The following is a 25,933-nucleotide window of genomic DNA, read 5'->3' on the forward strand; positions in this document are numbered from 1 at the left end:
CTCTTATTTTTCTTCAATTCTTGGGAAAAGCGATTCCTTGTTTTTAATTTTATTACCATATTTAATATTAGTAAAAGAATCTTTGTCTAAAGGATGACTTTTTAACAACCTCTCAATACTTAAAGCTTTAGCAATCTTTAAAGAAGTTTCTGGCATAAACGGATAAATCTGCCAAGCTAATTGGTGGATACTATCAAGCAAGCCATACAATATCCATGCTAATTCTTCAGTCTTCCCTTCCTTAGCAACAACCCATGGCTTGGTATCGTCTATATATTTATCTGCTGTCTTTACAAATTTATTAACAGCCAGCAAAGCTTCGTTTAATTTAAATTTTTTGAAGGAGCTATTTATATCTTGATAAGCATCTTTCCATGTATATATATTTTTATCTATTCTTAAAGGATGGGTTTCCGGATCTTTTTTCAGCTCCGGTATAATTCCATCAAAATATTTTTCTACCATTGCTAAAACTCGTGAGACCAAATTACCTAATCCGCCAGCTAGATCTGCATTGTATACTTCTTTAAAATGTTCGAAAGTAAAATCGCCGTCCCCCGTAGAAGGTATTTCTTTTAAAAGATAGTAACGAGTTGCATCTTGACCATATCTTTTAATAATCTCAAAAGGATCAATAACATTGCCTAAAGATTTGGAAATTTTCTGGCCGGCAACAGTGACATAACCGTGAACAAAAATTTGTTTTGGAAGAGGTAGTTTTGCAGATAAAAGCATGGCTGGCCAATAAACCGCATGGAATTTAAGAATGCCTTTACCAATAACATGCAGAATATTTTTATTATCTAGCCAATATTTTTTAAAGAGTTCTCCGTTCTCTCCATAACCTAAGGCTGTTATGTAATTAGCTAAAGCATCAAACCAAACATACATAACCTGGCTTGAATCTCCTGGAACTGGCACGCCCCATCCTTTTGCTCTTTCTTTAGTTCTTGAAATGCTAAAATCCTGCAATCCGGATTTTATAAAACTTAAAGCTTCGTTCTTTCGTGATTTTGGAATTATTTCTATGACATCGTTTGCAACCATTTCTTCTAACTGTTTCTGGTGATTTGATAGTTTGAAAAAATAATTTTCTTCTTCAATAGTTTCAAGTTTAGAATTAGAATGCTCTGAACAACAACCATCCACCAAATCACTTTCTTTTTTAAATTCTTCGCACCCTACACAATAAAGACCTTTATATGATTTCTTGTAGATATCCTTTTCGCAAGCTTTCCATAATTTTTCTGCTCCTTTAAAATGTTCGGGGCTTGAAGTTTTTATAAAATCATCATTTGATATATTCAAATCTTTATTTAAATCAATAAAAGCATCGGTATTGAAAGCGACGAAATCCTGAATATCCATGCCTGCTTTCTTAGCACCTAAAACATTTTTTAAACTATTCTCATCAGCACCCATTAAAAAATAAGTATCATCACCACTAAGACGATGATATCTTGCAATAGCGTCACTTTGGCAAATTTCTAACGCAAAACCAATATGCGGTCTGGCATTAACATAAGGAATAGCATTCGTAATATAAAACCTTTTCATAGAATTATTATACATGAAAATCTAATAATTACTCTTGATGATAACCGTAAATTCGCCCTTTTCTTTAATTGCATCTATTATCTCTGATACCTTGCCTCTATATATGTCTTCAAATTTCTTAGTTAATTCTCGAGTCACTACAACTTCTCTATCCCCTAAAAATTCTAATATTTCTCTAAGGAGCTTTTTAATTCGAAAAGGGGATTCAAATAAAATAATAGCTCTATTTTCTTGACTCATTTGCTTAAGCTTTGTTTGTCTGCCCTTCTTGGTTGGTAAAAATCCGTAAAAGGCAGATTCATCCGTTTTAAAGCCTGATATAGATATCGCAGCAGTTAAAGAAGACGGTCCAGGAATAGGTATTATATTTATATTATTTTTTACTGCTTCTTCAATAAACACCCCGCCGGGATCTGCAACTCCTGGGGTGCCTGCATCAGTTACAATAGCTACATTCTTGCCGTTCTCAATTTCTCTAATTAACGCTTCAATCTTTTCTCTTTTTGTATGCTGATGGTAAGAGGTTAAGGGTGTTTTAATCTTATAATAATCAGTTAATATTCTAGTCTTCCTAGTATCTTCACAAGCAATTAAATCAACTTCCTTAAGAATTCTGATTGCTCTTAAGGTTATATCTTCCAAATTGCCAATTGGCGTTGCAACTATGTATACATTACCCATAATATAAAACTTATTTATTACTTAATTATTTTCTCTTTTCAACAACTATCTTACATTTCGTAAGCAAGGCTGTTGCTGCGCCAATAGCTGCTAACGGCGGAGCTAAAACCGCTCCCACTGCAGCCCACGTTAAAGGAACTTCCATTAATGTTTGATCCTTTTCATTCTTTATAATTATTCTTCTGACATTTCCTTCTTTAACAAGCTGCTTAACTTTCTTTAATACCTCGGAACCATCTAGTATAAATTCTTCTTTTTTATTTTTGCTAACCATAATTTTCTCCTATTTTAATAATTTATTATCCCTAAAAACATTATACATTCTTTTCCAATCTTCTAAGAAGAGATCCTGTGGTCTTTTATTCGAATCAACCCCTGATTTAATGATTAATTTTGCTGTTTCTTCTTTATTCAGCAAAAAGCCAGCAGCTAAGTTATTAACCAATTTTTTTCTCGGGCTGGAAAATCCTATTTTTATAAGTCTGAAAAATAATTTTTCAGCTATTCTTTTTTCTGGGGTCTGTTTACTGCCTACCCTAAGTAAAGTCGAAGGGTTTACTGTTATCTTGATAATGGCTGAATCTACTTTTGGTTTTGGCCAAAATGAATCTTTTGGCACAAAAGATATAATTTCTGGTTTTGCAAAAAATTGAACAGAAACAGCTAAAATGTTCATATTCGGGGGTTTGGCAATAATTCTTTCTGCCACTTCCTTTTGCACCATTATAATTAAGCTAGAAGGACGGTTCTTGACTTCTAAGAATTTTCTAATTACAGGGGAAGTAATATAGTAAGGAATATTAGAAACAACTTGATAATGACCCTGTATCTCTTTGTCTATATCAAAACTTAGAATATCTTTATTTTGGATAATCAGATTATCAAAATCCTTTGTTGTCTTTTTAAGAATGTTTAATAGAGCAGCATCTTTTTCAACAGCAATAACCTTATCGGCTTTCTTCAAAAGCTCTATAGTCAAAATGCCTATACCAGACCCGATTTCTAAAACCTTATCGTCCTTACTTATATTTGAAGCATTGATGATTTCATTAAGTACATGCCTTGATACTAAAAAATGCTGACCAAGCTTCTTGCTTAACCAAAGCTTATTATTCGAAAGCAGATTTTTTATTGTTGGAATATTAGTAAGATCCACAACTCCATAGTAAACAGTTAGCAGTAAGCAGTAAACAGGAAAACTAGAAAGAGCTGTCATGTTTTGTTAACTGTTACCTGCTTCTATTTTCTACCGCAAACCGGCCAAGCGCCATATCCTTGTATAGAAATTTTCCAAGCTGTTGTATAAATCTGAGCTTTTGCATCATAAATACTTGCACCGGCATAACCTGCGCCGGCAGATGCGCCTGCCCAAGTAGAGGGAAGGTATTGAAATAAACCATAGAATCTTCCACCGCCTCCAACAGAATTTGGATTGCCTCCACTTTCACAAGTCATCATTCTTTGCATTTTACCCGCATCAACTCCGTATTTTAATGCGGCATCATTTATCCATTCACCAAATGCGCCATCGGCATAAGTGAATTTCGGTTTTCTGCCCTTAATGACAATTTGTGATACAGGTTCCTTTATAATTTCTGTTGAAAGTATTTCTTTGCTTTTTTCAGTTCCGTTTTCAATTACTTTCTTAAAAGTGATTTTCTTTTTACCAACCTCGCCTCTTCTCTCTATCTTTGATTCGCCCTCTAAAAAATTAGCGTCATCTTTATACTGTATAGCAAAAGGAATTTCGTAAGTTTCCGAAGATTCATCTTTTGAAATTCTTATAATATTTATCTCTAAACCTTCTGTAAGCGGCGTATTAAGAGCCGGCTCAACTCTATCAAACTCTCCTAAGGCAATATTTTCCGAATAAATTAAATCCGAAACTTTTTTAAGTCTTGTATGAATCTCTCTTAATTTACCGTCTACTTGAATATTTATCGTATTAGCTCTATTTATATATATTTTTAACCCAGGCACAACATCATCCAAAGGATCAGCGATTGAAACCTCATCATTAGCGTATAAATTAATAGATAGATCTTTTAAAATTTCAAAAACCGATAAGTAAGCACTTCTGCCAATTATTATTTTATCGCCATCAATAATAGTCACTGGTCTTGCTTTATAGATAAAAACCTCGGTTGTACCTTCATTAAGATTAGTATCTAGGCCAGGATCTACTAAATCATTCTTTTCAAAAGAAATACCCTGAGATTCCAATGCCTCTTTTAAAGTATTTTTGGTGGTAGTAAATTTGGCTTGATCGTTTTCTGTAGTTAAACTTATGACTTTGACTGGCTCTAAAGAACCAGATGCAAATGCAGTAATATTCGGTAGAATATATGCATTTGATGCAAAAGACAAAATGCTAAAAACTAATATAACTGCCTTTATTTTTGAAGATATTCTGTTTTTTAAATTTCTTACTTTTTTGCCAAAAGAATTAACTTTTGGCCCTAACTGGTGCGTTTCTATAAAAACCTCCGGGTTAAATCGATGTAGAATTTTTGATTATCAAGACTTTTGTTTTCGCCCTTTGGTTTTGTTTTTGTTTTTAAAATTTATGTTTTTTGTTTTATTTGAAATTATAGAAAAGCATTATACAGACCTCCAAAACGTTGTCAAGTATTCTTAAGATTAGCTCTATAGAGTAAATATTATCTACTTGATGATTTACAAATAAAAAACCGAGCTGAAATTAAAAATCGCCGGGATTATCCAGCGACATCGATTTATAAGACTTAATTTTTTCTTTTTGAATATTTATCTTAAGTATTATTAGGTATTTTTAATTTCATTTTGAGATATTCATCAATATCATTAATACTTATTGTTCCCATAAATCTCCGTTCTTTTAATACTGGCAACTTTGACAGGCTATTTTCATTCATGATATCAAATACTTTAGTCATCGAGTCTTGCGGATCTACTGAGGATTTTATAAGATCTATCTTGGTCATAACATCTTTCACTTCTAAATCCTTAATGCGCTCCTCATTTATTCCGCTTAGCTGATTTGAGTTTATACTGCCTATAATATTATTACCGTTATCAATAACCAAGAAATTACTTTTGTGATGCTGCAAAAACCTTAAAAACAAATCAGATATCTTTAAATGCAAAGGTATAAAATCTTCTTCATGATTCATTAAGTCCCTTACTTTTATTTTTGAAAGCAACTCTCTAAAAATCATTTGCCTATAGCTTATGCCGGCAGCCTGATAGAAAAAAATCCAACTAACACAAGCCAAATACCACCGAGGCTACGGATTATAAACGTTTCCAATATTCCGCCCACAATAAGTAAAGAAGCTATAAATTTACCTCCGATAGAAGCATAATAAGTTGCCTTTTTCAATGAATGATTAATAGCCCAAATAACGGATCTTAAAACTCTTCCTCCGTCTAAAGGAAAGCCAGGCAATAGATTAAAAATTGCTAAAGTAAAATTCAGAAAAGCCAATGTTTGAAATATAGGCATAAGTTCTAGAATAGCAGTATATGTTATAAAAAAATAATAAAGCAAATAGAATGTAACTGCTAAAATTAGACTAGAGAGGGGACCAGCGATAGCCATCTTAAACTCAATACCTGCTGTCTTTGGTTCTTCGGAAATATGTGCGACACCTCCAAAAATAAAAAAAGAAATTTTCTTAACATCTAAACCGTTTCTTTTTGCAATAACGGAATGGCTTAATTCATGGATTAATGCGGAGGCAAAAAATAAAACAGATGTAAAAATACCTAGAATAATATTTGTATTATTGCTAAATTCACTGTACACAGACGGAAAATAGCCAAAAGACAAAGACCATGTAACGATAAAAAAGATTATAAACCAAGAATAATCAACCGTAATCTCAATACCTAAAATCTTACCTAAAGTAAAACCTCCACGTGACATAAATTCCCCCTTAAATAAATATTAAATTAAAAAATTTTGTAAGTCTTTGTAGTTTATTTAAAAAATATTATGTATTTTCTAAAACTTTCACCTTATAACCGCTAGTATTTTTATTAACTTTAAAATCATAACCCTCTCCGACTCTTAAAAGAGTAAAATTCAAAATGCCATTACCAATGTGCAGATTTTCAATTTCTAAATTATTAATCCACGTTGGTAGCCTCTTGAATAAATATACTTTCTTTTCTATGGCATTTACTTCAAGGTCTATCAGGCTCTGAATAATTAAAAATAGGGCGCCAGACGACCAAGCTTGAGGAGTATTGCTAACAGGATATTCAATCGGGAAAGGGTAATCTTTTTTACTTAAACCAACAAATAGTTCAGGCAAGCGGTTCAAAAGAAAATATTTTGATGCCTCTATTAAGTCCTCGGAGACTTTCATAGCTTCATTGTAAAATCCGTATTTTACAAAACCATTTATAATTAAAGAGTTATCAAATGGCCAAATACTGCCATTGTGATAACTTATGGGATTATAAAGACTAGAATCACTTGAAAGAGTTCTAATGCCCCAACCGCTATACATGGAATTATCCATAAGTTTTTTTACTATGATGTCCGCATAATTATCGTAGGCTATACCAGACCAAAGAGTATGACCAACATTAGAAGTTAAAGAATCAACAAGATTTTTATCTTTATCTAAAGCCATTGCATAATATTGAAGATTTTTGAGCCAAAATACTTCATTAAATTTAATTTTTAGATCCTGAGCCTTTTTTTCTAATTCTAAACTTAATTTCAAATCCTTATATATTTCTTTTACTATTGGCGCAATCTCCTTTAATGCCCTATATAAATAACCCTGTACTTCAACTAAAGCAACAGGTGCTTTTGCCAATTTACCATTTTTAAAATTAATTGCATTATAGGAATCTTTCCATCCCTTATTTCGCAAACCATGCTGGTTGCTTTTGTACTCAATAAACGTATCGCTATCAATATCCCCGTACTCATACAACCAAGCGATGACTTTATAAATATTTTCTTTAATTTCCAATAAAAAGTTGCGGTCGTTAGTGAAATGGAAATATTGAGAGGCTAATATTAAATAAAGAAGCGTTGCATCAATAGTTCCGTAATAACTGGCAAATGGCTCTTTTAAAAAAGCGGCTGTTTCTTCTGATCTAACCTCATGGATTATTTTACCAGGCTCTTCGTCCTTTATTTCTTCAACCTCCCTTCCTTGAAACAAGGATAAGTATTTTAAAACCGATTTAGCATATAAAGGACTTAATATCAAGGTTTGCAAAGAAGCTATGATACTATCTCTTCCGAATATTGCCAAGTACCAAGGGATTCCAGCGCCTGGAATAATACCATCCCATACATCAAGATGGAGAGCTGAAAGATCACTTATTGATTGATTTATTAACTTATTGATAAACCCATTATCAGTCTTTATTTCAGCGAGACTTTGGTGCCATTCCTTAAAAGCTTTTGATGATTTCTCTGTTCTTAGACCAAAAGAGCCGCAATCATACTTAAGAGCCAGCTCATGATTGTTATGAACAAGCCTGCAAGTAAGGCAGGCAGACCATTCTTCGTGAGGCTTAAGATTAACCCTGAAAGTAAATTTATCTTTATCTAAAATCTCAGGTTTCTTATTAGTACTTATTTTAATACCTGTTCTGTTTTCTAAGTAAGAATAGTCATAGAGGATGAAGTTATTTTTTTTATCTACAGCACAAACTGTTTTCCCTCTTTTTTTAGGATCCATACTTCTTACGGAAAAAATATCGGCAAAATCAGTCTCAAACTTAATTGTAACTGGAAATGATACATCTTGATTTGTAAAATTAGTTATCTTTATATCTTCATGAAAACCATTACCAACGAATCTGGCACGATATATACCAAGAGATGCTTCCTTTATATTATTAATAGATGAGTTAGTAAGAAAATGAATGGCTGAATAATTATCAATTTGTTTTGAAGTTAATGCAATTATCTTTTTACCGCCGACTCTAAGCTGAAGGCTGCTAATAAAGCGCGTATCAAAATCATAATAACCTTGATGAGTACCGGCGCTGATATTGCCCCCATAAGAAGAAATTAAGAATGATCTTCCGTCACTTATTGTAATATCCTGCTGAGATCGCATTTTAACCTTTTTAAAATGTATAAATAATTATAAACTAGTAACGCTTTTATGTAATTAGCAGTAAGTATCAAAGTATCAATTATTTTACAGAAAAATTGATGCTAACTATAAAAAAGATCCATAAAAGAACCTAAAATAAAAAATGAGTACTTAAAATTAAAAATATAATAACAGCATGATTGTACCTAGGCTAATCATTAAACCTGCAAGGATAAGATGCATTTTTCTACCCTGTCTTTCCTGCCAATTAATCATTTTTTCAGTTACAACTCGATTTGTTGCAAACACAAAGATTAGAACCAAAGGCAGTACAAACATAATATTATATAAAAGAAGATATAATGCCCCTGTAAGATAAGTAACTTTTGAGGCAAGAAGACTAACTATTGCAAAATACACAGACCCCGAACACGGGAATTCAAATATACCAACCAGAATACCCATCACAACCGTTGCTGGAATAGATGCTTTATACGCCCATTCAGATATTTTAAACCTGGCATCATGAGTCATTCTAAGTTTTATGGGAGCATGGGGAAAATAATATTCTTTAATATTCAATAATCCGAAAATAATTGTAACTATAGCGGCAATTTTGGTTATAAAATGTGTGGCGCCAAAAAGGCTAAATGCCTTAAGTAACCCCAATCCAATAAGATAGTAGATGAGATAAACAGAAATAATATAAAAAAAACCAATTTTTAATATAAAGGGGCGGTCTTTTTTAAGAATAAATAATAAAGCAATAAATAATAATGCGACTGAAATAGCACATGGATTAAGACTATCAAACAGTCCAGCGGTTATTACTGTCGGTAAAATTACATTCATATTTTTTACAATAAATATAAATTTATTGTATAGGTTATTAATACCTTAAACAATGTCTTAATTAGAAAATAAAACAAATAAAGGCTCCTTAAGGAGCCTTTATTTGTTAATCTTATAATTGACTAATTCGGAATATAATATCCACCTGCCCAACTCTCGTTTCCTGCCGTAATAAGAGTATTATAGTAATAATTATTTGCCCAGCCCTCAGTTACAGCCTTACTCCAGAATCTGTCTGTGTAAAAATTATCGGCAACACCTAATGGAATCATATAAGTCCAAAACGTCCATTTATATAAGTATGAATTACCTATAGGAGGACCAGCTTCTCCAGACCAGTCTTCAGGCACTGCCTTATTCCACAAATAATACTCGTAATGATTTGCCCAAGTATATTGTTTGTTCACCTTGTCTTTGCTTTCAGTAAATATATCTTTAGGAGAAGCTGACTGCGGCCCAAATCCGGCCGGTACCATAGTTTCCCAAAAAACAGTCCTATAAGGATTCGATGAATTAGCCATCCAGTTCTCCTGAATTGCCTTATCCCAAAGTTTTTTATAATAAAAACTATTAGCTGTAAATTCTGGGACTAAGTTATTCCAAAACTTATTATAATAATAACTTTGAGCCGTCTGCTCAGGAACAGCTGTATTGAAAAAATATTGATAATAATGCTGATTTGCCCATAATTCCGGGATAGCTTTATTCCATAAATAATTTTTATAATGTTGCGTCCAATCGGGTAACTGAGCTGTACTTATATCTGTAAAAATTTTTACGTTTTTATCTGAAGCTGCTGCTGGCACTAAAGGAAAAAGAATAACTGATTGCCATCCCTGTTGGTACTGCCGTTGTAAAGAAATAATTATAATAGTACTGATTTGACCATAATTCCGGTACTGCCTTATCCCAAAGCATTGAATAAACAGCATTATCGCTGGTAACAATATTTTCCCAGAACCAGGCTTGATAAGTTGGATTATTAGGCACTTCTTGATCCCACCAATAATTCCAGCCTGTTGCGCCATATGGATTTGTTGCCGGATTAAGTTTAGCTTTTAATTCATTAGCGCTTTGAGGTGCCTGATTATTAACCTCCTTCGCGTACACTGGTTATATTTGAAGGAAAAAGAACACAAAAAAAAACACTAATAGCAAAAAATAGTGTTTTTCTCATTTCGCCTCATTAATTACTTAGTTATTAAATTATAGCATAAAATAAAAATCAGCAATAATGAAAAAATTCTTTATAGATTTCTTTTAAAATAATTTCTGGTAGCCACAATGCGCCACTCTTTAAACAATGTCGTCAAAATGCTTGAGCAGTTAAAAAATAATAAGCAAATAATGAAGGACTGAAATTCAGGATTTATTCGAAACCTGGAAAAATTAACACTTAATACTTAAATATTTGTAAGTATTGAACTTATCTTTGTAAATGAATCCCCTATAATAAGAATATGTGCCCTTTTTGTCCTCACAATTTTGGTTTTGGATTTGGTTCAACAACCTTCTGGATTGGAACTATCCTTAGTATTCTTTTTTGGATTGCCCTCATTTATTTTGTTTACTGGTTAATAAGACGCGCTGGTTGGCTTCAACGGCCAGAAGAAAAAAGCAAGGATAGAGCAATACAAATTCTTAATGAAAGATTTGCAAAAGGCGAAATTGATCGAAAAGAATATGAGGAACGCAAAAAAGAGCTTTTAAAATAACCCTAGGGAATAAAACAAGTCTATATTTTATTTGTCTTTAACTTTTTTAGGCCTGTTTTATAATTGAATTATAAAATGGAAAGCGAAATGAATCACAAAGAACATGGTAAAAACCATAACCACTCGCAAAAGTCTAACCAGCACATGATGCCAAATGGAAAAATGATGGATAATAATAAAATGTCAGAAGAAGAACATCAACATCATCAAACACATGAAACAACAGCCCAGCAAGAACATAAACTCGACCATAAATCTAAAACAGCAGAAGAAGCAAACTCCCATGCACACTTAAACCATGGTCAACACATTAACAACTCTTCTGCTCCTTCGCACGGTAGACATACCGGACATACCGTAGAAGCTTTCAAAAAACGCTTTGTGATTTCGTTAATTATCACTTTACCTGTTCTTATCTTAACGCCAGAAATTCAGAATTTTTTAGGCGTTAAAGATTTTATTATTTTCCCGAGTCAAAATCTTATAGCTTTTGTTTTTTCATCGATCATCTACTTTTACGGCGGTTATCCATTCCTCCATGGTCTTTATCGAGAACTAAAAGAAAAACTTCCTGGAATGATGACCCTTATTGGTGTAGCCATTACCACCGCCTATATTTATAGCACTGCTACCGTTTTTGGCCTTTCAGGCATGCCTTTCTTTTAGGAACTGGCTACCTTAATTGATATTATGCTACTTGGCCATTGGCTAGAAATGAAATCCATTCTTGGTGCCTCGAAAGCTTTAGAAGAATTAGCAAGGCTTATGCCTTCCGAAGCTCATAGAATCCAACCTAACGGAAATATTACAGATATCCCTTTAGACCAATTAATTGTCGGAAATATGGTTTTGATCAAACCAGGAGAAAAGATCCCGACTGACGGCATTATCATTGAAGGTAAGTCTTCAATAAACGAAGCCATGCTTACAGGAGAGTCAAAACCAGTCTTTAAAATTTCAGGAAACAAAGTTATTGGCGGTTCCATTAACAACGAAGGCTCTTTAAAGGTTGAGGTCAAAAAAATGGGCAAAGACTCATTTTTATCCCAAGTAATAAATTTAGTACGTCAAGCTCAAGAAAGTAAATCCAAAACCCAAGATATTTCTAATAAAGTGGCTTTTTGGCTAACAATCATTGCTCTTTCAGTTGGTGCTTTAACTTTCATAATTTGGAGTTTAATTTTAGGACAAAATATTGCCTTTTCCTTAGAGAGAGCTGTTACTGTCATGGTTATCGCCTGCCCTCATGCTTTGGGCTTAGCTGTACCTTTAGTAGTAGCTATTTCAACTACTATTGCGGCAAGAAACGGACTTTTAATCAGAGATAGAGTGGCTTTTGAGAATGCCCGCAATATCAACGCGATTATTTTTGACAAAACAGGTACGCTTACTCAAGGTAAGTTTGGCATTACCGATATTTTGGCCTTTAATGAAAACTTTAGTAAAGATGAGATATTAAAATATGCTGCCTCAGTTGAAACCCATTCTGAACATCCAATCGCTAAAGGAATAACATTATCCGCAAAAGAAGTTTGGAAAGTAAAAAACTTTAAAAACATCCCGGGTGAAGGTGCCGAGAGTGTAGTGGAAAACAAAGAAGTTAAAATTGTAAGCCCGGCTTATGCCAAAAAACAAAATTTTTCTTTTTCAGCTGATGAAATTGAAGAACTTGCTAGCCAAGGAAAAACTGTGGTTGCTTTAATAATCGAAAATAAAGTAGTTGGCGCTATTGCTCTGGCTGATATTGTAAGGCCTGAATCTAAAAAAGCCATCAAAGAACTAAAAAGCATGGGCATTAAAAGCATTATGCTAACTGGTGACAACAAACAAGTTGCTGAGTGGGTTTCCAAAGAATTGGGGTTAGATGATTATTTCGCGGAAGTTTTACCCGGGGAAAAAGCAGACAAGGTAAAAGAAGTCCAATCACGCGATATAACCGTTGCCATGACCGGCGATGGTGTAAATGATGCTCCGGCTCTAGCCCAAGCTGATGTTGGCATAGCTATTGGCTCAGGCACGGATGTGGCTGTTGAAACAGCCGATATTATTTTGGTCAGAAGTAATCCTCAAGATGTGGTGAATATCATTAAGCTTGCAAGGTCTACTTATTCTAAGATGGTTCAAAACCTAATTTGGGCTACCGGCTACAATACTTTTGCAATTCCCTTAGCTGCCGGTGTTTTATATGGTTATGGAATTCTCTTAAGCCCGGCTTTAGGCGCGGTTTTTATGTCAGCAAGTACTATTATTGTGGCCATTAATGCCCGATTCCTTAGGCTTGGAAAATAATCAGATATAACCAATATTTATAATTCGACTCCTACTAGCAGTTCTTGTTCAAAATATAAAAAATGCCTTTGTACAGACATTTCACAATCTCACAAATTGGTAGGGCTACGGGGAGTCGAACCCCGGTTGCCAGGATGAAAACCTGGTGTCCTAACCACTAGACGATAGCCCCAAAATATACCTATTTATTTTAGCAGAATAAAATTAATTTTCAAGACTTAAAGAAAACATCATAATAATCAAAGACAATTCTTCTCGCAGCTTCTGCTGACCAAAGCTGAATTTTATTCATATGTCCCTCAACAACAAATCGTCTCTCACTATATAAAACAGGAGATTCTTTATAATCCACAAAAAGTTCAGGGAAAAGATTCAAATACCCAAATGAATACACTAAACTATCAAAAAGATATTTAATAGTCTTTTTGATTAATTCATTTGTTTCTTCTGAAAAGCCTTCTTTTCTATATTGATTTTTAAACCCCATACTGCATAAACCCATTTGCTTTAACCATATTACCTCTCCATGATACTGATTATGATTGTATCCCTCATTTTTACCGACGATTAAAGGCCCGATTTTGGTATAAAAATAATCATTGCTTAATATTCTTTCTGCTAAACTTTTAATATCCTCCTCATTAGAATTGTTGAAAATTAAATCATATGCTTCATCAGTGTGATTAATCTCCAGTTTTTTATAATTATTTTTATTTTTAAAATCATAGATAGCTAAGGCATAAGCCGGCTTTCCGTCTTTATTTTTAAACTTGAATAATTCTTTTTTATTTTGCCAATCAGAAACAATCTTTTTCAAATCTTTATCTTTGATATGCAAATTGTCAGCAAATTGCTCAATAATACGCAAAGCAGCCGGATAAAAAACAGCATTAGTGTCATAAGGAATAATATGGCTAGAAACCCCTAGATAAGCAGCTGATGAATCTCGCCAATTGCCTGCTTTAAAATTTCTAAAATGAGGGTTTTCTTCAAATTGTATTAAATAATTTTCTCTGGCTTGGGTAATTATAAAAGAAGCTACTCTCTTTATTTTCTTAAACAAGGTTTCATTATTCAAAAAAATATCCGGATTTTGTCCAAAGAGAAGCATATACCGAGGTTCAATATCTACCATATCTCTATCGATATTAGGCACGTGACTTAAATTACATTTATAAGCAAACTCACCAACGCATCTTTCATGCCAACCTTCCCCTTCAACAGAAACATATTTTAATGATTGTTTAGCAATATAAAATAGCGCTTCTTTGCTAAAATCATTTAATCCTAAGAAAGCAGCCTCAGTCCAATCCCTTGGAAAAACCGTACCATAATCATAGCCGGAAGTTTTTTTATATTTTAATAAATGATCAACTTCTGCTTCTGCTCTATGCAAAATTGTTCTTGCTATGTCTCCCTCTATTCCAAATTTTTCAAAAAATATTTGCTTCCTTAAAAACGGATCAGCGAAAAATTCCTGTTTAAAAAATCTGCTGTCATAAACTTTTATTTCAAAAGGTATCACAGGTTCGCTGCTAGATAGTATGAAATAATTATCTTTTCTTTCTACTTTTACTGTTGCACTTAAACGAAGCTCGCTTCCATAAAACTCTTTTCCGAAATGTCTTTCAAAGTTTAAACGTTTTGTACCATCAATAACACTTTCATGAAATTTATTTGGAATAAGAACATCGGGAAATGCTTCTCTAATCTCAAAAAAGGTCTTGGCTTTTTCATCTTTTTTATAAACATATGTTCTTAAAGTCCTTATATCTCCCATAACAGGATAAAAAAACTGAACCTTAGAATCATAAAAATAGCCTTTGATAAAAAGTTCATTATTTCTGTAATAAACTTTTGTTATTTCATAATCACGGCTTTCCCCATTGATCATCCCAAAATATAAATGATCACCGGGGCCAACCACTCTAATTTGACCCATGTGATCTACATCTATATAAAACTCTTTTTCTAGCCAAAGATTAGACGATAGTCTCATAAGGTTTATGAATAACCAAATTGGCTGCACCTATTAAACTTCCGTTATCGCCAAATTTGGTCCTTTTAAATTTTATACTAGGATTAAATGATCTTTTTTGAATTATTTTAAGTACATCTTTTTTAAATAAAGGCCAGCTATTTAGAAAAAAGTTGCCATACATTACTATAACTTCTGGATCTAAAATATTTATAATATTAGATAAACCTAAACCAAACCAAAATGATATATCTTTTAAAACAGATAGAGCTTTTTTATTGCCTTTTTGGGCTAATTTAATAATTTCTTTAGCACTAATCTGTTTTTTATATTTTTTGTAATATCTTTGTTCGGTCGATTTTGCAGAAGCAAAAGCCTCCCAACACCCAAAGTCACCCCTATTGCAAACCAACTCTTTATCATTGTCATTGATAAACATATGACCGATTTCTCCTGCTGTATAATTACTACCCCTCAATAAAAAGCCGTTTGATATAATACCGGCGCCTATACCGGTACTAACTGTTATAACAAGTCCATTTTTCTTTCCTTGCAAATTACCTACGTAAAGCTCGGCTAGAGCAGCGGAATTCAAATCATTCTCGATAAATACAGGCTTTTTAAATTCTTTTCTAAATTCATTCAAAATATTGAAGTTTTTTGGAAAAGTAAAAGTTAACTTATTCCAGTTAACTTTACCCGTAGCTGGATTTACGCCTGGAGATGCAATAGCTATACCGATACCATCAACATCTCTATTTATATCAATAGCTAGATTGTTTGATTGAGCTCTAATACTATCTTTTATCTTTTTTATATCGACAATACTATGGGAATTATGAAAACTCTCCAAAGATAATATCCTGCTATCTTTATCAAAAATCGCAGTTCTTATATGTGTGCCGCCCATATCGATTGCAATGATATATTTTTTCATTTTTTACTTCTTTGTCTTATTACTTTTTTGATATATTATTATTTTCTTTCAATAAATTATTTTTCCTTCTCATTCTAATAAAATAGATAATAAAACCAAACATAGCAACACTTCCAAATCCAACCAAATAATACATCACAAATATTCCATACTCAAAAACTTTACCATAAAAATTCATATTACTACCTAGTAATATAGCAAAAAAACTAATAGCTATAATGCCAAAAATAAAAAAACCGATACTCATTATAATCAGCAATTTTTTAAATAATTCTTGAAATTTTTGCTTAGGATCCATAGTTAGCTAGATTATTTTTTACCTTTATTGAGAAGATTTTTCCATCTTATATCTATATCCTTCTGAATATTATCTATAGTGCTTTGAGCATCTTTATTTGAAAGATGGGAAAACCTTTTTTGAAGTTTAAGCCAATCGCTTATTGGTTTTCTATTTTGCGGTTTATAATTTACTTTATATTTACCGTTCTCAACTTCGTATAAAGGCCAAAAATTTGTCTCTACTGCTAACCTACCCATTTCTGGTGCTAAATCCGCAGGAAAACCCCAACCAAGTTGGCATGGCATTAAAACATTCAAAAATTTCGGACCGGAAATCTCTGAAGCTTTTTCAACTTTAGAGATTAAATCCTCCGGAAATCCAACAGATGATTGAGCAACATATGGTATGTTATGCGCTACCATTATCTCAGTCAAATCTTTTGGAAATTGCTTCTTGCCTAATATTTTTTTACCGGCCGGACTAGTTGTAGTAGCACCGCCATAAGGTGTGGCGCTGGATCTTTGAATGCCGGTATTCATATAAGCTTCATTATTATAACAAACATATAGAAAGTCATGTCCTCGTTCTGCTGCACCGGAAAGAGACTGAAGACCGATATCATAAGTCCCGCCATCTCCTGCAAATACAATAAATTTTATTTTATCTTTTTTGCTGATCTTCCCATTTTTAAGCATTGTCTTATAAGCTGCTTCAACGCCGGAAATCGTAGCTGCTGCATTTTCAAAGGCATTATGAATCCATGGAGTCTTCCAAGAAGAATAAGGAAATATAGAAGTAGCAACTTCTAAACATCCCGTAGCGTTAGCAATTATTACCTTATATTTTGAAGCAGCCATCATGACTTGCCGTGCAACAATAGCTGCCCCGCATCCAGCACAAAGCCTATGTCCACCTATAAATAACGAATCTCTTTTTGCGTATTCTTTAAAACTGAATTTTTTTAGTTTTTTCTTTTCAATTGTTTTCATTATAAATAATATTTATTCCCTAACTCCTAAATAATTTATTTCATTTTCATTATTTTTTAATTGACTGAACGCTTGCTCTAATTGTTCAATTCTTGTATCCCTGCCACCCAATCCGTAAATATAATTTAAAACCTTTCCTCGACAATTTCCGTATAATGCGGCCTTAACTTCAGAATACACTGGTCCGCCTATGCCGGAAACCGCATCAGCTTTATCAAAAACAGCGACGACTTTAAGATGCTTTATGGCATTCATTATTTCTTTGTCTGGAAATGGTCTAAAAAGCCTAATTCTTAAAAGACCAATTTTATAGCCTTTTTTTCTTAAGTTATCTATGGCTGTTTTAGCAGTTTCTGCTGTGGAGCCTAAAACTACAATTCCATAATCTGCATCTTTTAATTTATATTCCTCAACAAGATCATATTTCCTACCGGATAAATTAAAAAATTCCTTTTGAACTTTTTTAAGCTCAAAATTAGCTTCTCTCATAGCCTCTATTTGCTGTCTTTTATGCTCATAAAAGAAATCTGGCAAATCAAGAGAGCCAATAGTTTTAGGATTTTCAAAATCGAAAAGAGAATATTCCGGTTTGCGCTGGCCAATAAATTTTTTTATTCTATCATCTGAAATAGAATAAAATGCCTCCATACAGTGACTTAGAATAAAACCATCCGTAGTTACCATTGCAGGTAAGTTTACTTTTTCTGCTAGCTTAAGGGCTATAAACATAGAATCATAAGCTTCCTGAACAGTTGATGTAAAAATTTGAATCCAGCCTGTGTCTCTTGCGCCCATTGTATCTGACTGGTCGCCATGTATATTTAACGGAGCAGATAAAGCACGATTTACTTCTGCCATCACAATGGGGAATCTTAACCCCGAAGCAATATTCAAAATCTCTTGCATCAAAACTAAACCTTGTGAAGATGTTGCAGTCATAACCCTAGCACCTGCTGCCGATGCGCCAATGCAGGCACTCATTGCTGAATGCTCACTCTCTACTGGAATAAATTCTGTTTTAACCTCTCCGTCTGCAACATATTGAGAAAAAATCTCAACAACTTGGGTTGCCGGAGTAATAGGATAGGCCGCAACAACATCAGGCTCGATTTGTTTCATTGCTAAAGCCTGAGCTTCATTGGCTGTTAATGCTTTTAAATTTTTATCTTTTATAATACTCATTATTTTATTTCTTTAACCATATCAATGGCTTTATTGGGACATTCTTTAGCACAAATGCCACAGCCTTTGCAATGCAGATAATTAATCCCGATGATTTTGTTATTTTTTGTGATAAAGGCCGCTTCCGGACAATAGCCCCAACAAGTAAAACACTGTTTACATTTTTTAGAATTAATTACTGGCCTTTCTTGTCTCCAGTCGCCGGTTAAAAAATCTTTTGCAGAACCGCCTTCTGAAACCCCGCCTATTTTTAATTCTTTCCAGCCTGGAATATTATTTTTTTGTTTTTTGATTGTCATATTTTTAACTTAATTTATATGCTTGCTCAATTGCTTTTAAATTTTTTTTAATATATTCGGACTTTTTTCTAAATTTTATCAAAAGCCTTGTCTTTAATCCTTTTTGAAGTTCTTTAAATTCTAAATCTAAAGCTTTAACAAGCGCTCCGAGCATTACAGTGTTTGGAATATTTTTGCCTAATATATCTAATGAAATCTTAGAGGCCGGAACAGTTATTATCTTATTGTTAACCCCTAAATTACTTTTAATTTCCTGTACTTTTTTTTCGGTATTAATAATAATAACTCCATCTTCCTTTATACCAACAATTGTATTTGGATTTTTTAATAAAGTGGGATCTAAAACAATAACCATATCAGGGCTTGTAACCGCAGAATAATTTCTTATGGGTTTATTTGAAATACGATTATAAGCTCTTATTGGCGCGCCTGTTCTTTCCGGACCATAATCAGGAAAGGCTTGTATATATTTTCCCAACTCAAGCATTGCTTCTGCAAAAAGAAGAGAAGCAGTCTTTGCTCCTTGTCCACCTCTTGCATGCCATCTGATTTCAATTGTATTTTTCATTAAATTTATTTTAACACAATTTTAGTATCTAATGTAATAAGATTTTTTGACTCGGCTTTTAAAGGATTGATGTCTAGTTCTTGTATTTCCGGAAAGGCCAGCATTAGATCAGATATCTTTATTATTATATTTTTTAATCCTTTGATATCTATGGGCTTTTGACCTCTAAATCCGGTCAATAAATCATATCCTTTAATTTTGAAAATCATTTCTCCTGCTTCATTTTTAGAAATAGGAGCAACACAAAAAGAAGTGTCTTTCAAAATTTGAACATAAATCCCGCCTAACCCAAACATTATAACCGGTCCAAATAACGAATCTCTTTTTGCACCTATAATAAGCTCTGTACCGCTCTTTACAGTTTGATAAACCATCAACCCGCTAAATTTGATTTTTAATTTTTTGGCATTTTTGATTATTTGTTCAAATGATTTTTTAACTTCATCACCGTTAACTAAATTAGTTTTAACTAATCCATATTCCGTCTTATGAAGAACATCAGAAGAAACTATTTTTAAAACAACAGGGAAACCAATTTTAGAAGCGGTTTTAATCGCCTCTTTCGAAGTCTTAACAAAGCTAGATTCAGCAGTTTTAATCTTTAAATTATTAAAAATAATTTTTGATTCTAAATCGTTTAGATTTTTTCTATTTTCTAGCCCTGCTTTTTCAAGAATTTTTTCTATATTTTTATTCCGCTGTAAATTAACATGATTCTTTTTTTGGCTAATTAATTTTCTAGAATTTTTATATTTAATAAGCTCCGAGAGAACTCTTACCGCTCTTTCGGGAAATTCAAAATTAGGAATACCGCCTTTTTCCAATATTTGTACTCCTTTTTCAATAGCTTTACCTCCTATAAAAGAAGCTACAATCGACTTATTGAATTTTTTCTTTAGTCTAACAATAGACTTGGCAGTTTTTTCAACCTCAGTGGATGTTTGGGGTGTTAAAATAACAATTAGATTAGATAGATTTTTATCTTTAAGTATTATGTCAGCTGCTATCTTGAATCTTTTTGCATCGGCATCGCCTACTATATCAACTGGATTTGAAATAGACGCAGAGGATGGCATCTTGGATTTTAAATTTTTAATTGTATTTTGTGTAAATTTCGCTAAAGTTAAATTTGACTGCGAAATTGCATCAGCTGCTATAACAGATGGACCTCCGGCATTAGCTAATACGGCAACTTTATTATCCTTAGGCATAGGTAAAACAGAAAAAGCTTCAGAAAAATCAAAAAGCTCCTCTATATCAGAAACCTGAATTATTCCAGATTTATTAAAAACTGCTTTAATAACTTCGGCGTTAGAAGCTAAGGCTCCTGTATGAGAAGAAGCCGCCTTAGCTCCTTCTTTAGATAAACCGGCTTTTATAACAATAATTGGTTTTTTAAAAGATAGTCTAGATGCTGCATCAATAAATTCTGTGCCTCTTTTAATACTTTCGAAATATCCAAGAATAACTTTAGAGTTTTTATCTTTTTCTAAAGCACGGAATAAATCTACTTCATCAATATCTATTTTATTACCCAAGCTAATAAATTTAGAAAAACCAATATTATTTTTAGAGGCCCAGTCCAATATAGCTGAACACATAGCGCCTGATTGACTAATAACAGCTAAATTTTTTTTAATCGGCACACCTGCGGCGAATGAAGCATTCAGGGGTAGAAATGTATCAATAACTCCTAGACAATTCGGACCGATTATTCGAATCTTGTTTTTTCTAGCAATCTCCAAAATATTATCTTCAATTGATTTGCCTTCCTCGCCTGTTTCCCCAAAGCCGGCACTGATAATAATTACTGCTTTAACTCCCTTTTTACCAAGATCTTCCATAATCGATGGAATAATAATATTAGGCACAATAATAACTGCAAGATCAATCTTGCTAGGAATTTTTAAAACAGATTCATAAGAATCTTTACCAAGTATTATACTAGCTTTTGGGTTTACCGGAAAAATCCTGCCTTTAAAACCTGAGTAAATAATATTCTTTAGTATTTGGTAACCAAGCTTATTTCTATCCCGAGAAGCTCCAATGATAGCAATTGATTTTGGATTGAAAAAATTATCTAGCTTTAACATATTTTACTTTTTTATTTAGGTTAATTTTTAAAACTTTAATTTTATTTTGCAAAAATTTTAATCTCTTAATTTTAAGTAAGCCATTTTGAGAACCATAATGAGAAACTACTGATGCAGAATTTACTGATGCCATCTTAAGTGCTTTTCTTATATCGTTATGCAGAATCATGCCAGCTAAAAAAGATGAACCAAATGCATCCCCGGCACCGGTAGTATCAACGGGTCGAGCCGGTAAAATCGAGGAATGATACATTTCTTTCCCATCAAACGCAAATGAACCATTGGCAGCATCGGTAACGATTGCAATTTTAGGACCCATTTTTTTAAGCCTTACTGCGATTTCCTTAGAATCATTTAATATAAATTTTTTATCTTTAGAAATAATTAATTCTTTTGCTTCATCTTTATTGAGAATAAGGATATTTGTTTTTTTAATAATTTCTTTAAGTTTTTCATATCCTTTTTTTAATTGTTCGGAACCTGGATTCCATGCTAATTTTATTTTATTCTTCGTTAACTCATTTTTTAGTCGATTCAAAATCAATCCCGACTTACCTGTTAATGAAGTCAAATAAATCCATTTGGTATCTTTAACCCAATTCCAATTTTTAATTTTAAGCAGATTATTTGTACCCCTATAAAGAATCGCGGTATGTTCGCTGCTCTCGTCAACTATAATCAAAGAAATTCCTGTTTTTGAAACACCAGGGTGACGGATAAGTAAACTATTATCTATACCTTCGGTTTTTAAGTAGCCAGAAATGGCATCAGCTATTTCGTCATTACCTATACTGGCGATAGTAGATATGCTTAAACCTAATCTTTTTAGGCTTACGGCACTATTTAACGCTCCTCCACCAAAAGAAAAAAAGGCAATTTTGGGAATAACTTTAGCCGCATACTCAAAACACATTAATTGTTGCCTAATGGGATCACAATTTTTTACAATCCAATCTTTATCAGTTTTAAAAAATATATCTCTCGTAGCCCCGCCAATTGTAATTACATCATACATAGAATCTCCTATTGAAGTACTTTAAATTTAATGGTCCAAACTAAAATATCAAATACATCTCCAAAATCTTCTCCATCGGCCGGACCTTCAATTCTTATAAGCTTTCCGTCTCTTTCTAAAAGTAGAACATCTGTGGTGTAGACAATTTTGGAATCTTTAGTTTTTTGCAGAACAATTCGTTCCCCTTTTGCTCCGTCTACAAATATGGCAGATTTGGCAGCAATTGTATGGTTAGCGTCAACAAGAGTTTCCTTCTCTTTCCCAAGTGTCTGTTCTTTAAATGCAATCGAAATCTCAACTCCTCCAACATCCTTTGGAATTATTTCAAAATCATAACCGTCACTAGCTAAAGTTTTTTTTCGCCAATCTGAAGGAAATTTTAACGAGTAACCAGAATTTGGGCTTTCAAATCCTTGCCAATCTGCAGTTGGATCTTCTATTTCTTCTTTTTGGGCATAATCAATACTAAACCAACCGGTCGCATCCTCAAAAGTGCCTTTGTACCATTTATTGTCTGCTGACTTTTTAGCTAATTTAACTTTTGCCCTATAAGGAAGAGTGTAAATAATATCCGAGACCGTAGTAGCATCTTCTCTTAAATTGAGACCAGATTTTGAAGTTATATAAACAAATTCATCGCTTTTATTACTTGTGGAAACATCTTTGCTTGTTAAATTAGAATTATTTTTTGGGCTAGACTCTGCTGATTGAAATCTTTCTTTTGTTAAAAAATAAGTAACCGTTACCGCAATCAAAACTATAAGTAAAACAGCTAAAATTATTAAAATTATTTTTAACGATTTTTTTGCTGGTTTTTTTTGTGGAGGTATAATATCTTGCATAATATTTAAGCAGCTAATAATCTTTGGCTGTTAACTTCTTTTATTATACATTCAATTTTGTACTCTACATAATTTATACAATTGTTTTCTTGTTCCATCATTTCTTTAACTGTTAATTTTTCAAAATAACGCCTTAGAGCTCTCATTGAATTATTGCCACAAACAATTGCAACATTTATTCCTTCTTTTTTTATGAATTTTTCTAAATCACGGCAAAAAGAAAAAACTCTTTTTTCTACCATCTTTATACTCTCTCCTCCGGGAGGCGAGGTACTATATGAGCGGTGATAAATTTGATATTTTTTTGAATCTGTTGCTTCTAGCTTAGATTTGCTTGTGCCCTGTAAGTCTCCATAACATCTTTCAATTATCCGATCATCAATAATTGTAAGTACTTTTTTGTGATACTTTAACGCCTCGGCCAAAGTACGTTTCATTCTAAATAAATGGGAGGTGAATCCAATGTCAATTTTTTTATCTTTTAACTTCTTCGCCAATATCTTAGCATCAGACACGCCCTTCTTAGTTAATTTTGAATTTCTAAATCCGGAAAATATTTTTCTATAATTATCGTAAGATTGACCATGTCTAAAAACATAAACTCTTCCCATAATTTTATTTGCACTTTTCAATTCTGGATTTCCTTTTCAATTTCTAGCAATCTATTGTACTTTTCAACCCGTTCCCCGCGAGAAGGAGCACCTGTTTTAATAAAAGAAGCACCTGAAGATACGGCTAAATCAGAAATAAAAGTGTCGCAAGTTTCACCCGATCTATGAGATATAATATAAGTCCAATCAGCTTTCCGAGCTAATTTTATAGCCGCAATAGTTTCTGACAAAGTACCTATTTGATTAAGCTTTATAATTAATCCGGTAGCTGCTTTTTGCCTAATACCTTTTTTTATTCTTTCAGGATTTGTAACAAACAAATCGTCACCAATTATTTTTACATCTTTTGAAAATCTTTCTGTAAGTTCAATCCAGCCATCCCAATCTTCCTGCTCTAAACCATCTTCCATTGATATAATTGGATAATTAGAAATCCAATCACTATACAACCCCAAAAGCTGCTGCTTTTTAAGAGTGATCTCTTCAGATTTAAGATAATAATTACCATCATTGTCTGGTTGATATAACTCGGAAGCAGCAATATCTAATGCCAAATTTACCTTTCCTGAGTAACCGGCTTTTTCTATGGCTTCAACTATTAAGCTCATAGCTTCTGTATTAGATTTAAGGCTAGGACCAAAGGCACCTTCCAAACCTACATTTACCTCCTTTAGAATACTACCTAGACTATAATAAATTTCCGATATAGCTCTTATTTTATCCGGAAAATTATTAATTCCATTTGGAACTATAATAAATTCCTGAATATCCAGATTGCCGGAAGAATGCTTTCCGCCTTCTATAACAACCGAAAATGGAGTTGGCATACTAATATTGATATTGGATAAAAATGCATTGTTTAAATACTTATAAAGAGGCAATTTATTTAATTTTGATGCTAATCTGGCAACAGCTAAGGAAACAGAAAGAATAGCATTAGCACCAATTTTCTTTTTCTGGGCAGTACCATCTAATTTAATCATCTTCTCATCAATTTCTTTTTGGTACTCCGGGTTTAACCCCTTCAAGGCTGGAGCTATGATTTTATTTACATTAGAAACCGCTTGTAATACGCCTTTGCCAAAATATCTTTCATCATTGTCTCTTAATTCAAAAGCTTCAAATTTTCCAGTTGAGGATCCTGAAGGAACAGATGCATCAGCAATAATACCACTATCACTTTTTACAATCGTTCTTATGGTGGGTATACCGCGTGAATCTAATATCTCTAATGATTCTATTTTTTTTATCTTTGTCATTATCTAATAAATAAAAAGTACGTTATTTCTAATATTATTAGTACGTTTAGAATAATAATTACTGTTAAAAGTATTTTAAATTGATAAGATTTTTTCACACCATGCAATTGTTGGTCTATTTTTTCTACTGATTTTGGTAAAGCACGATTTACAGCAGCTTGGCCAGAAACACTTGGTCCTTCTGAAGAGATACTATTTAAGTGCTGTATTGAAATAGGCGCTTGGTGTTCAATTGGTTTTGGTGAAACTCTTGTTGCTGATTGATCTACTGGTATCTGAACAGAAGATGGTTTCTTTTCTTCTTGTTGAGTTTGTTTATCTTCTCCCTGATATACAACTCCACTTTTTGCCTTTTCGACTACCATTTTTTGTTCAAGATGTTGTTTTAATTCTTCTAAGCTAATCTTTTCACCACATTGGGAACAGTAGTAACCGTCCTTTATAGAAATTACTTCACCATTACATTTTGGACAATTCATACTATTTACCTGTTAGTTTTAGATAAACTAATGTGGCAATCATGAAAAAAAGCGAACCAACCAACGACCACAGAAAAGAATTTTTTACAATAAATAAACTTTCCATGTCTTTATATATTACTTATATTATATTTTACCAGTTACTGTTTAGATAATCAAATAAGTGTACGCGTCACGCACATTTGAGACTCCGGAACAGTTTTTATTAAATAATCAATGGGTGAAATATTACCCAAAGATTGGTGTATTCTCTT

The 25,933-nt window shown here is 32.9% G+C and carries 26 protein-coding genes, 1 tRNA gene and 1 pseudogene; 3 read left to right on the forward strand and 25 right to left on the reverse strand.

All coding sequences use genetic code 11. The annotated features are described in order from the left end of the window. Positions 1 to 3: 3 nt before the first annotated feature. The 5 genes from COX95_03470 to COX95_03490 are packed head-to-tail and all read right to left on the reverse strand — an operon-like array spanning position 4 to position 4,605. A complete protein-coding gene (locus COX95_03470; protein PIZ85650.1) occupies positions 4 to 1,557 on the reverse strand; it encodes a methionine--tRNA ligase in 1,554 nt (517 codons plus the stop codon). A 21-nt stretch (positions 1,558 to 1,578) separates the two neighbouring features. After that, positions 1,579 to 2,238, reverse strand: coding sequence for a 16S rRNA (cytidine(1402)-2'-O)-methyltransferase (rsmI, locus tag COX95_03475; GenBank protein ID PIZ85625.1), 660 nt, complete (start codon positions 2,236 to 2,238; stop codon positions 1,579 to 1,581). A 25-nt stretch (positions 2,239 to 2,263) separates the two neighbouring features. After that, positions 2,264 to 2,512, reverse strand: coding sequence for a hypothetical protein (locus COX95_03480; GenBank protein PIZ85626.1), 249 nt, complete (start codon positions 2,510 to 2,512; stop codon positions 2,264 to 2,266). Between the two features lie 9 nt (positions 2,513 to 2,521). Beyond that, on the reverse strand, positions 2,522 to 3,454 hold the full coding sequence (rsmA, locus tag COX95_03485) for a ribosomal RNA small subunit methyltransferase A (protein ID PIZ85627.1): 933 nt from the start codon (positions 3,452 to 3,454) through the stop codon (positions 2,522 to 2,524). Between the two features lie 23 nt (positions 3,455 to 3,477). Further along, positions 3,478 to 4,605 carry a hypothetical protein gene (locus tag COX95_03490; protein ID PIZ85628.1) on the reverse strand — a complete coding sequence of 376 codons (1,128 nt, stop codon included), beginning with the start codon at positions 4,603 to 4,605 and terminating at the stop codon, positions 3,478 to 3,480. A gap of 1 nt (position 4,606) precedes the next feature. Between COX95_03490 and COX95_03495 the strand changes: the two genes are divergently transcribed. Then, positions 4,607 to 4,876: a hypothetical protein gene (locus tag COX95_03495; protein PIZ85629.1), complete on the forward strand. Its 270-nt coding sequence runs from the start codon at positions 4,607 to 4,609 to the stop codon at positions 4,874 to 4,876. Positions 4,877 to 5,009: 133 nt separating this feature from the next. Here COX95_03495 and COX95_03500 read toward each other — a convergent pair whose 3' ends face one another. From COX95_03500 to COX95_03525, 6 genes are all read right to left on the reverse strand, one after another. Next, entirely contained in the window at positions 5,010 to 5,435 is a 426-nt protein-coding gene (locus COX95_03500) for a hypothetical protein (protein PIZ85630.1), read from the reverse strand. Between the two features lie 11 nt (positions 5,436 to 5,446). After that, positions 5,447 to 6,145, reverse strand: a complete 699-nt coding sequence (locus tag COX95_03505; protein PIZ85631.1) for a hypothetical protein — start codon at positions 6,143 to 6,145, stop codon at positions 5,447 to 5,449. A gap of 67 nt (positions 6,146 to 6,212) precedes the next feature. Next, positions 6,213 to 8,312 (reverse strand): hypothetical protein, encoded by a 2,100-nt coding sequence (locus COX95_03510; protein PIZ85632.1) that lies wholly within the window; start codon positions 8,310 to 8,312, stop codon positions 6,213 to 6,215. A gap of 156 nt (positions 8,313 to 8,468) precedes the next feature. Continuing rightward, a complete protein-coding gene (locus COX95_03515) occupies positions 8,469 to 9,143 on the reverse strand; it encodes a hypothetical protein (protein ID PIZ85633.1) in 675 nt (224 codons plus the stop codon). 122 nt (positions 9,144 to 9,265) lie between these two features. Next, positions 9,266 to 9,949, reverse strand: a complete 684-nt coding sequence (locus COX95_03520; GenBank protein ID PIZ85634.1) for a hypothetical protein — start codon at positions 9,947 to 9,949, stop codon at positions 9,266 to 9,268. After that, entirely contained in the window at positions 9,927 to 10,253 is a 327-nt protein-coding gene (locus COX95_03525; GenBank protein ID PIZ85635.1) for a hypothetical protein, read from the reverse strand. Before COX95_03525 ends, COX95_03520 begins: the two co-directional genes overlap by 23 nt. A gap of 350 nt (positions 10,254 to 10,603) precedes the next feature. Here COX95_03525 and COX95_03530 point away from each other — a divergent pair, with 350 nt between their 5' ends. Next, positions 10,604 to 10,858: a hypothetical protein gene (locus COX95_03530; GenBank protein ID PIZ85636.1), complete on the forward strand. Its 255-nt coding sequence runs from the start codon at positions 10,604 to 10,606 to the stop codon at positions 10,856 to 10,858. 165 nt (positions 10,859 to 11,023) lie between these two features. Next, positions 11,024 to 13,147 (forward strand): annotated as a pseudogene (locus tag COX95_03535) (copper-translocating P-type ATPase). A gap of 97 nt (positions 13,148 to 13,244) precedes the next feature. On the opposite strand, the gene COX95_03540 reads toward COX95_03535, so the two are convergent. The 14 genes from COX95_03540 to COX95_03605 form a co-directional block, all read right to left on the reverse strand. Next, a tRNA-Glu gene (locus tag COX95_03540) sits at positions 13,245 to 13,319 on the reverse strand. A gap of 39 nt (positions 13,320 to 13,358) precedes the next feature. Further along, entirely contained in the window at positions 13,359 to 15,146 is a 1,788-nt protein-coding gene (locus tag COX95_03545) for a hypothetical protein (GenBank protein PIZ85637.1), read from the reverse strand. Next, the gene (locus tag COX95_03550; GenBank protein ID PIZ85638.1) at positions 15,130 to 16,062 is read right to left on the reverse strand and encodes a hypothetical protein; all 933 of its coding nucleotides are present in this window, start codon (positions 16,060 to 16,062) and stop codon (positions 15,130 to 15,132) included. The genes COX95_03545 and COX95_03550 overlap by 17 nt, the downstream gene beginning before the upstream one ends. A gap of 19 nt (positions 16,063 to 16,081) precedes the next feature. Next, a complete protein-coding gene (locus tag COX95_03555; protein PIZ85639.1) occupies positions 16,082 to 16,360 on the reverse strand; it encodes a hypothetical protein in 279 nt (92 codons plus the stop codon). A gap of 11 nt (positions 16,361 to 16,371) precedes the next feature. Beyond that, complete coding sequence (locus tag COX95_03560) at positions 16,372 to 17,331, reverse strand: pyruvate ferredoxin oxidoreductase (GenBank protein PIZ85640.1); 960 nt, start codon at positions 17,329 to 17,331, stop codon at positions 16,372 to 16,374. A gap of 12 nt (positions 17,332 to 17,343) precedes the next feature. Beyond that, positions 17,344 to 18,513, reverse strand: a complete 1,170-nt coding sequence (porA, locus tag COX95_03565) for a pyruvate ferredoxin oxidoreductase (protein ID PIZ85641.1) — start codon at positions 18,511 to 18,513, stop codon at positions 17,344 to 17,346. Next, positions 18,513 to 18,812, reverse strand: coding sequence for a ferredoxin (locus COX95_03570; GenBank protein PIZ85642.1), 300 nt, complete (start codon positions 18,810 to 18,812; stop codon positions 18,513 to 18,515). Before COX95_03570 ends, porA begins: the two co-directional genes overlap by 1 nt. Positions 18,813 to 18,816: 4 nt before the next feature. Next, a complete protein-coding gene (locus COX95_03575) occupies positions 18,817 to 19,380 on the reverse strand; it encodes a pyruvate synthase (protein ID PIZ85643.1) in 564 nt (187 codons plus the stop codon). A 5-nt stretch (positions 19,381 to 19,385) separates the two neighbouring features. Continuing rightward, complete coding sequence (locus COX95_03580) at positions 19,386 to 21,473, reverse strand: acyl-CoA synthetase (protein ID PIZ85644.1); 2,088 nt, start codon at positions 21,471 to 21,473, stop codon at positions 19,386 to 19,388. Continuing rightward, positions 21,457 to 22,488 carry a hypothetical protein gene (locus tag COX95_03585; GenBank protein ID PIZ85645.1) on the reverse strand — a complete coding sequence of 344 codons (1,032 nt, stop codon included), beginning with the start codon at positions 22,486 to 22,488 and terminating at the stop codon, positions 21,457 to 21,459. The genes COX95_03580 and COX95_03585 overlap by 17 nt, the downstream gene beginning before the upstream one ends. Positions 22,489 to 22,496: 8 nt before the next feature. After that, positions 22,497 to 23,330: a hypothetical protein gene (locus COX95_03590; protein ID PIZ85646.1), complete on the reverse strand. Its 834-nt coding sequence runs from the start codon at positions 23,328 to 23,330 to the stop codon at positions 22,497 to 22,499. Between the two features lie 5 nt (positions 23,331 to 23,335). Then, the gene (locus COX95_03595; protein ID PIZ85647.1) at positions 23,336 to 23,962 is read right to left on the reverse strand and encodes a hypothetical protein; all 627 of its coding nucleotides are present in this window, start codon (positions 23,960 to 23,962) and stop codon (positions 23,336 to 23,338) included. Then, a complete protein-coding gene (locus tag COX95_03600) occupies positions 23,959 to 25,200 on the reverse strand; it encodes a phosphopyruvate hydratase (GenBank protein PIZ85648.1) in 1,242 nt (413 codons plus the stop codon). The genes COX95_03595 and COX95_03600 overlap by 4 nt, the downstream gene beginning before the upstream one ends. After that, on the reverse strand, positions 25,200 to 25,679 hold the full coding sequence (locus COX95_03605) for a hypothetical protein (protein PIZ85649.1): 480 nt from the start codon (positions 25,677 to 25,679) through the stop codon (positions 25,200 to 25,202). Before COX95_03605 ends, COX95_03600 begins: the two co-directional genes overlap by 1 nt. Positions 25,680 to 25,933 lie beyond the last annotated feature (254 nt).

This window comes from bacterium CG_4_10_14_0_2_um_filter_33_32 (assembly GCA_002792735.1).
GTDB lineage: Bacteria > Patescibacteriota > CPR2_A > CG2-30-33-46 > CG2-30-33-46 > CG2-30-33-46.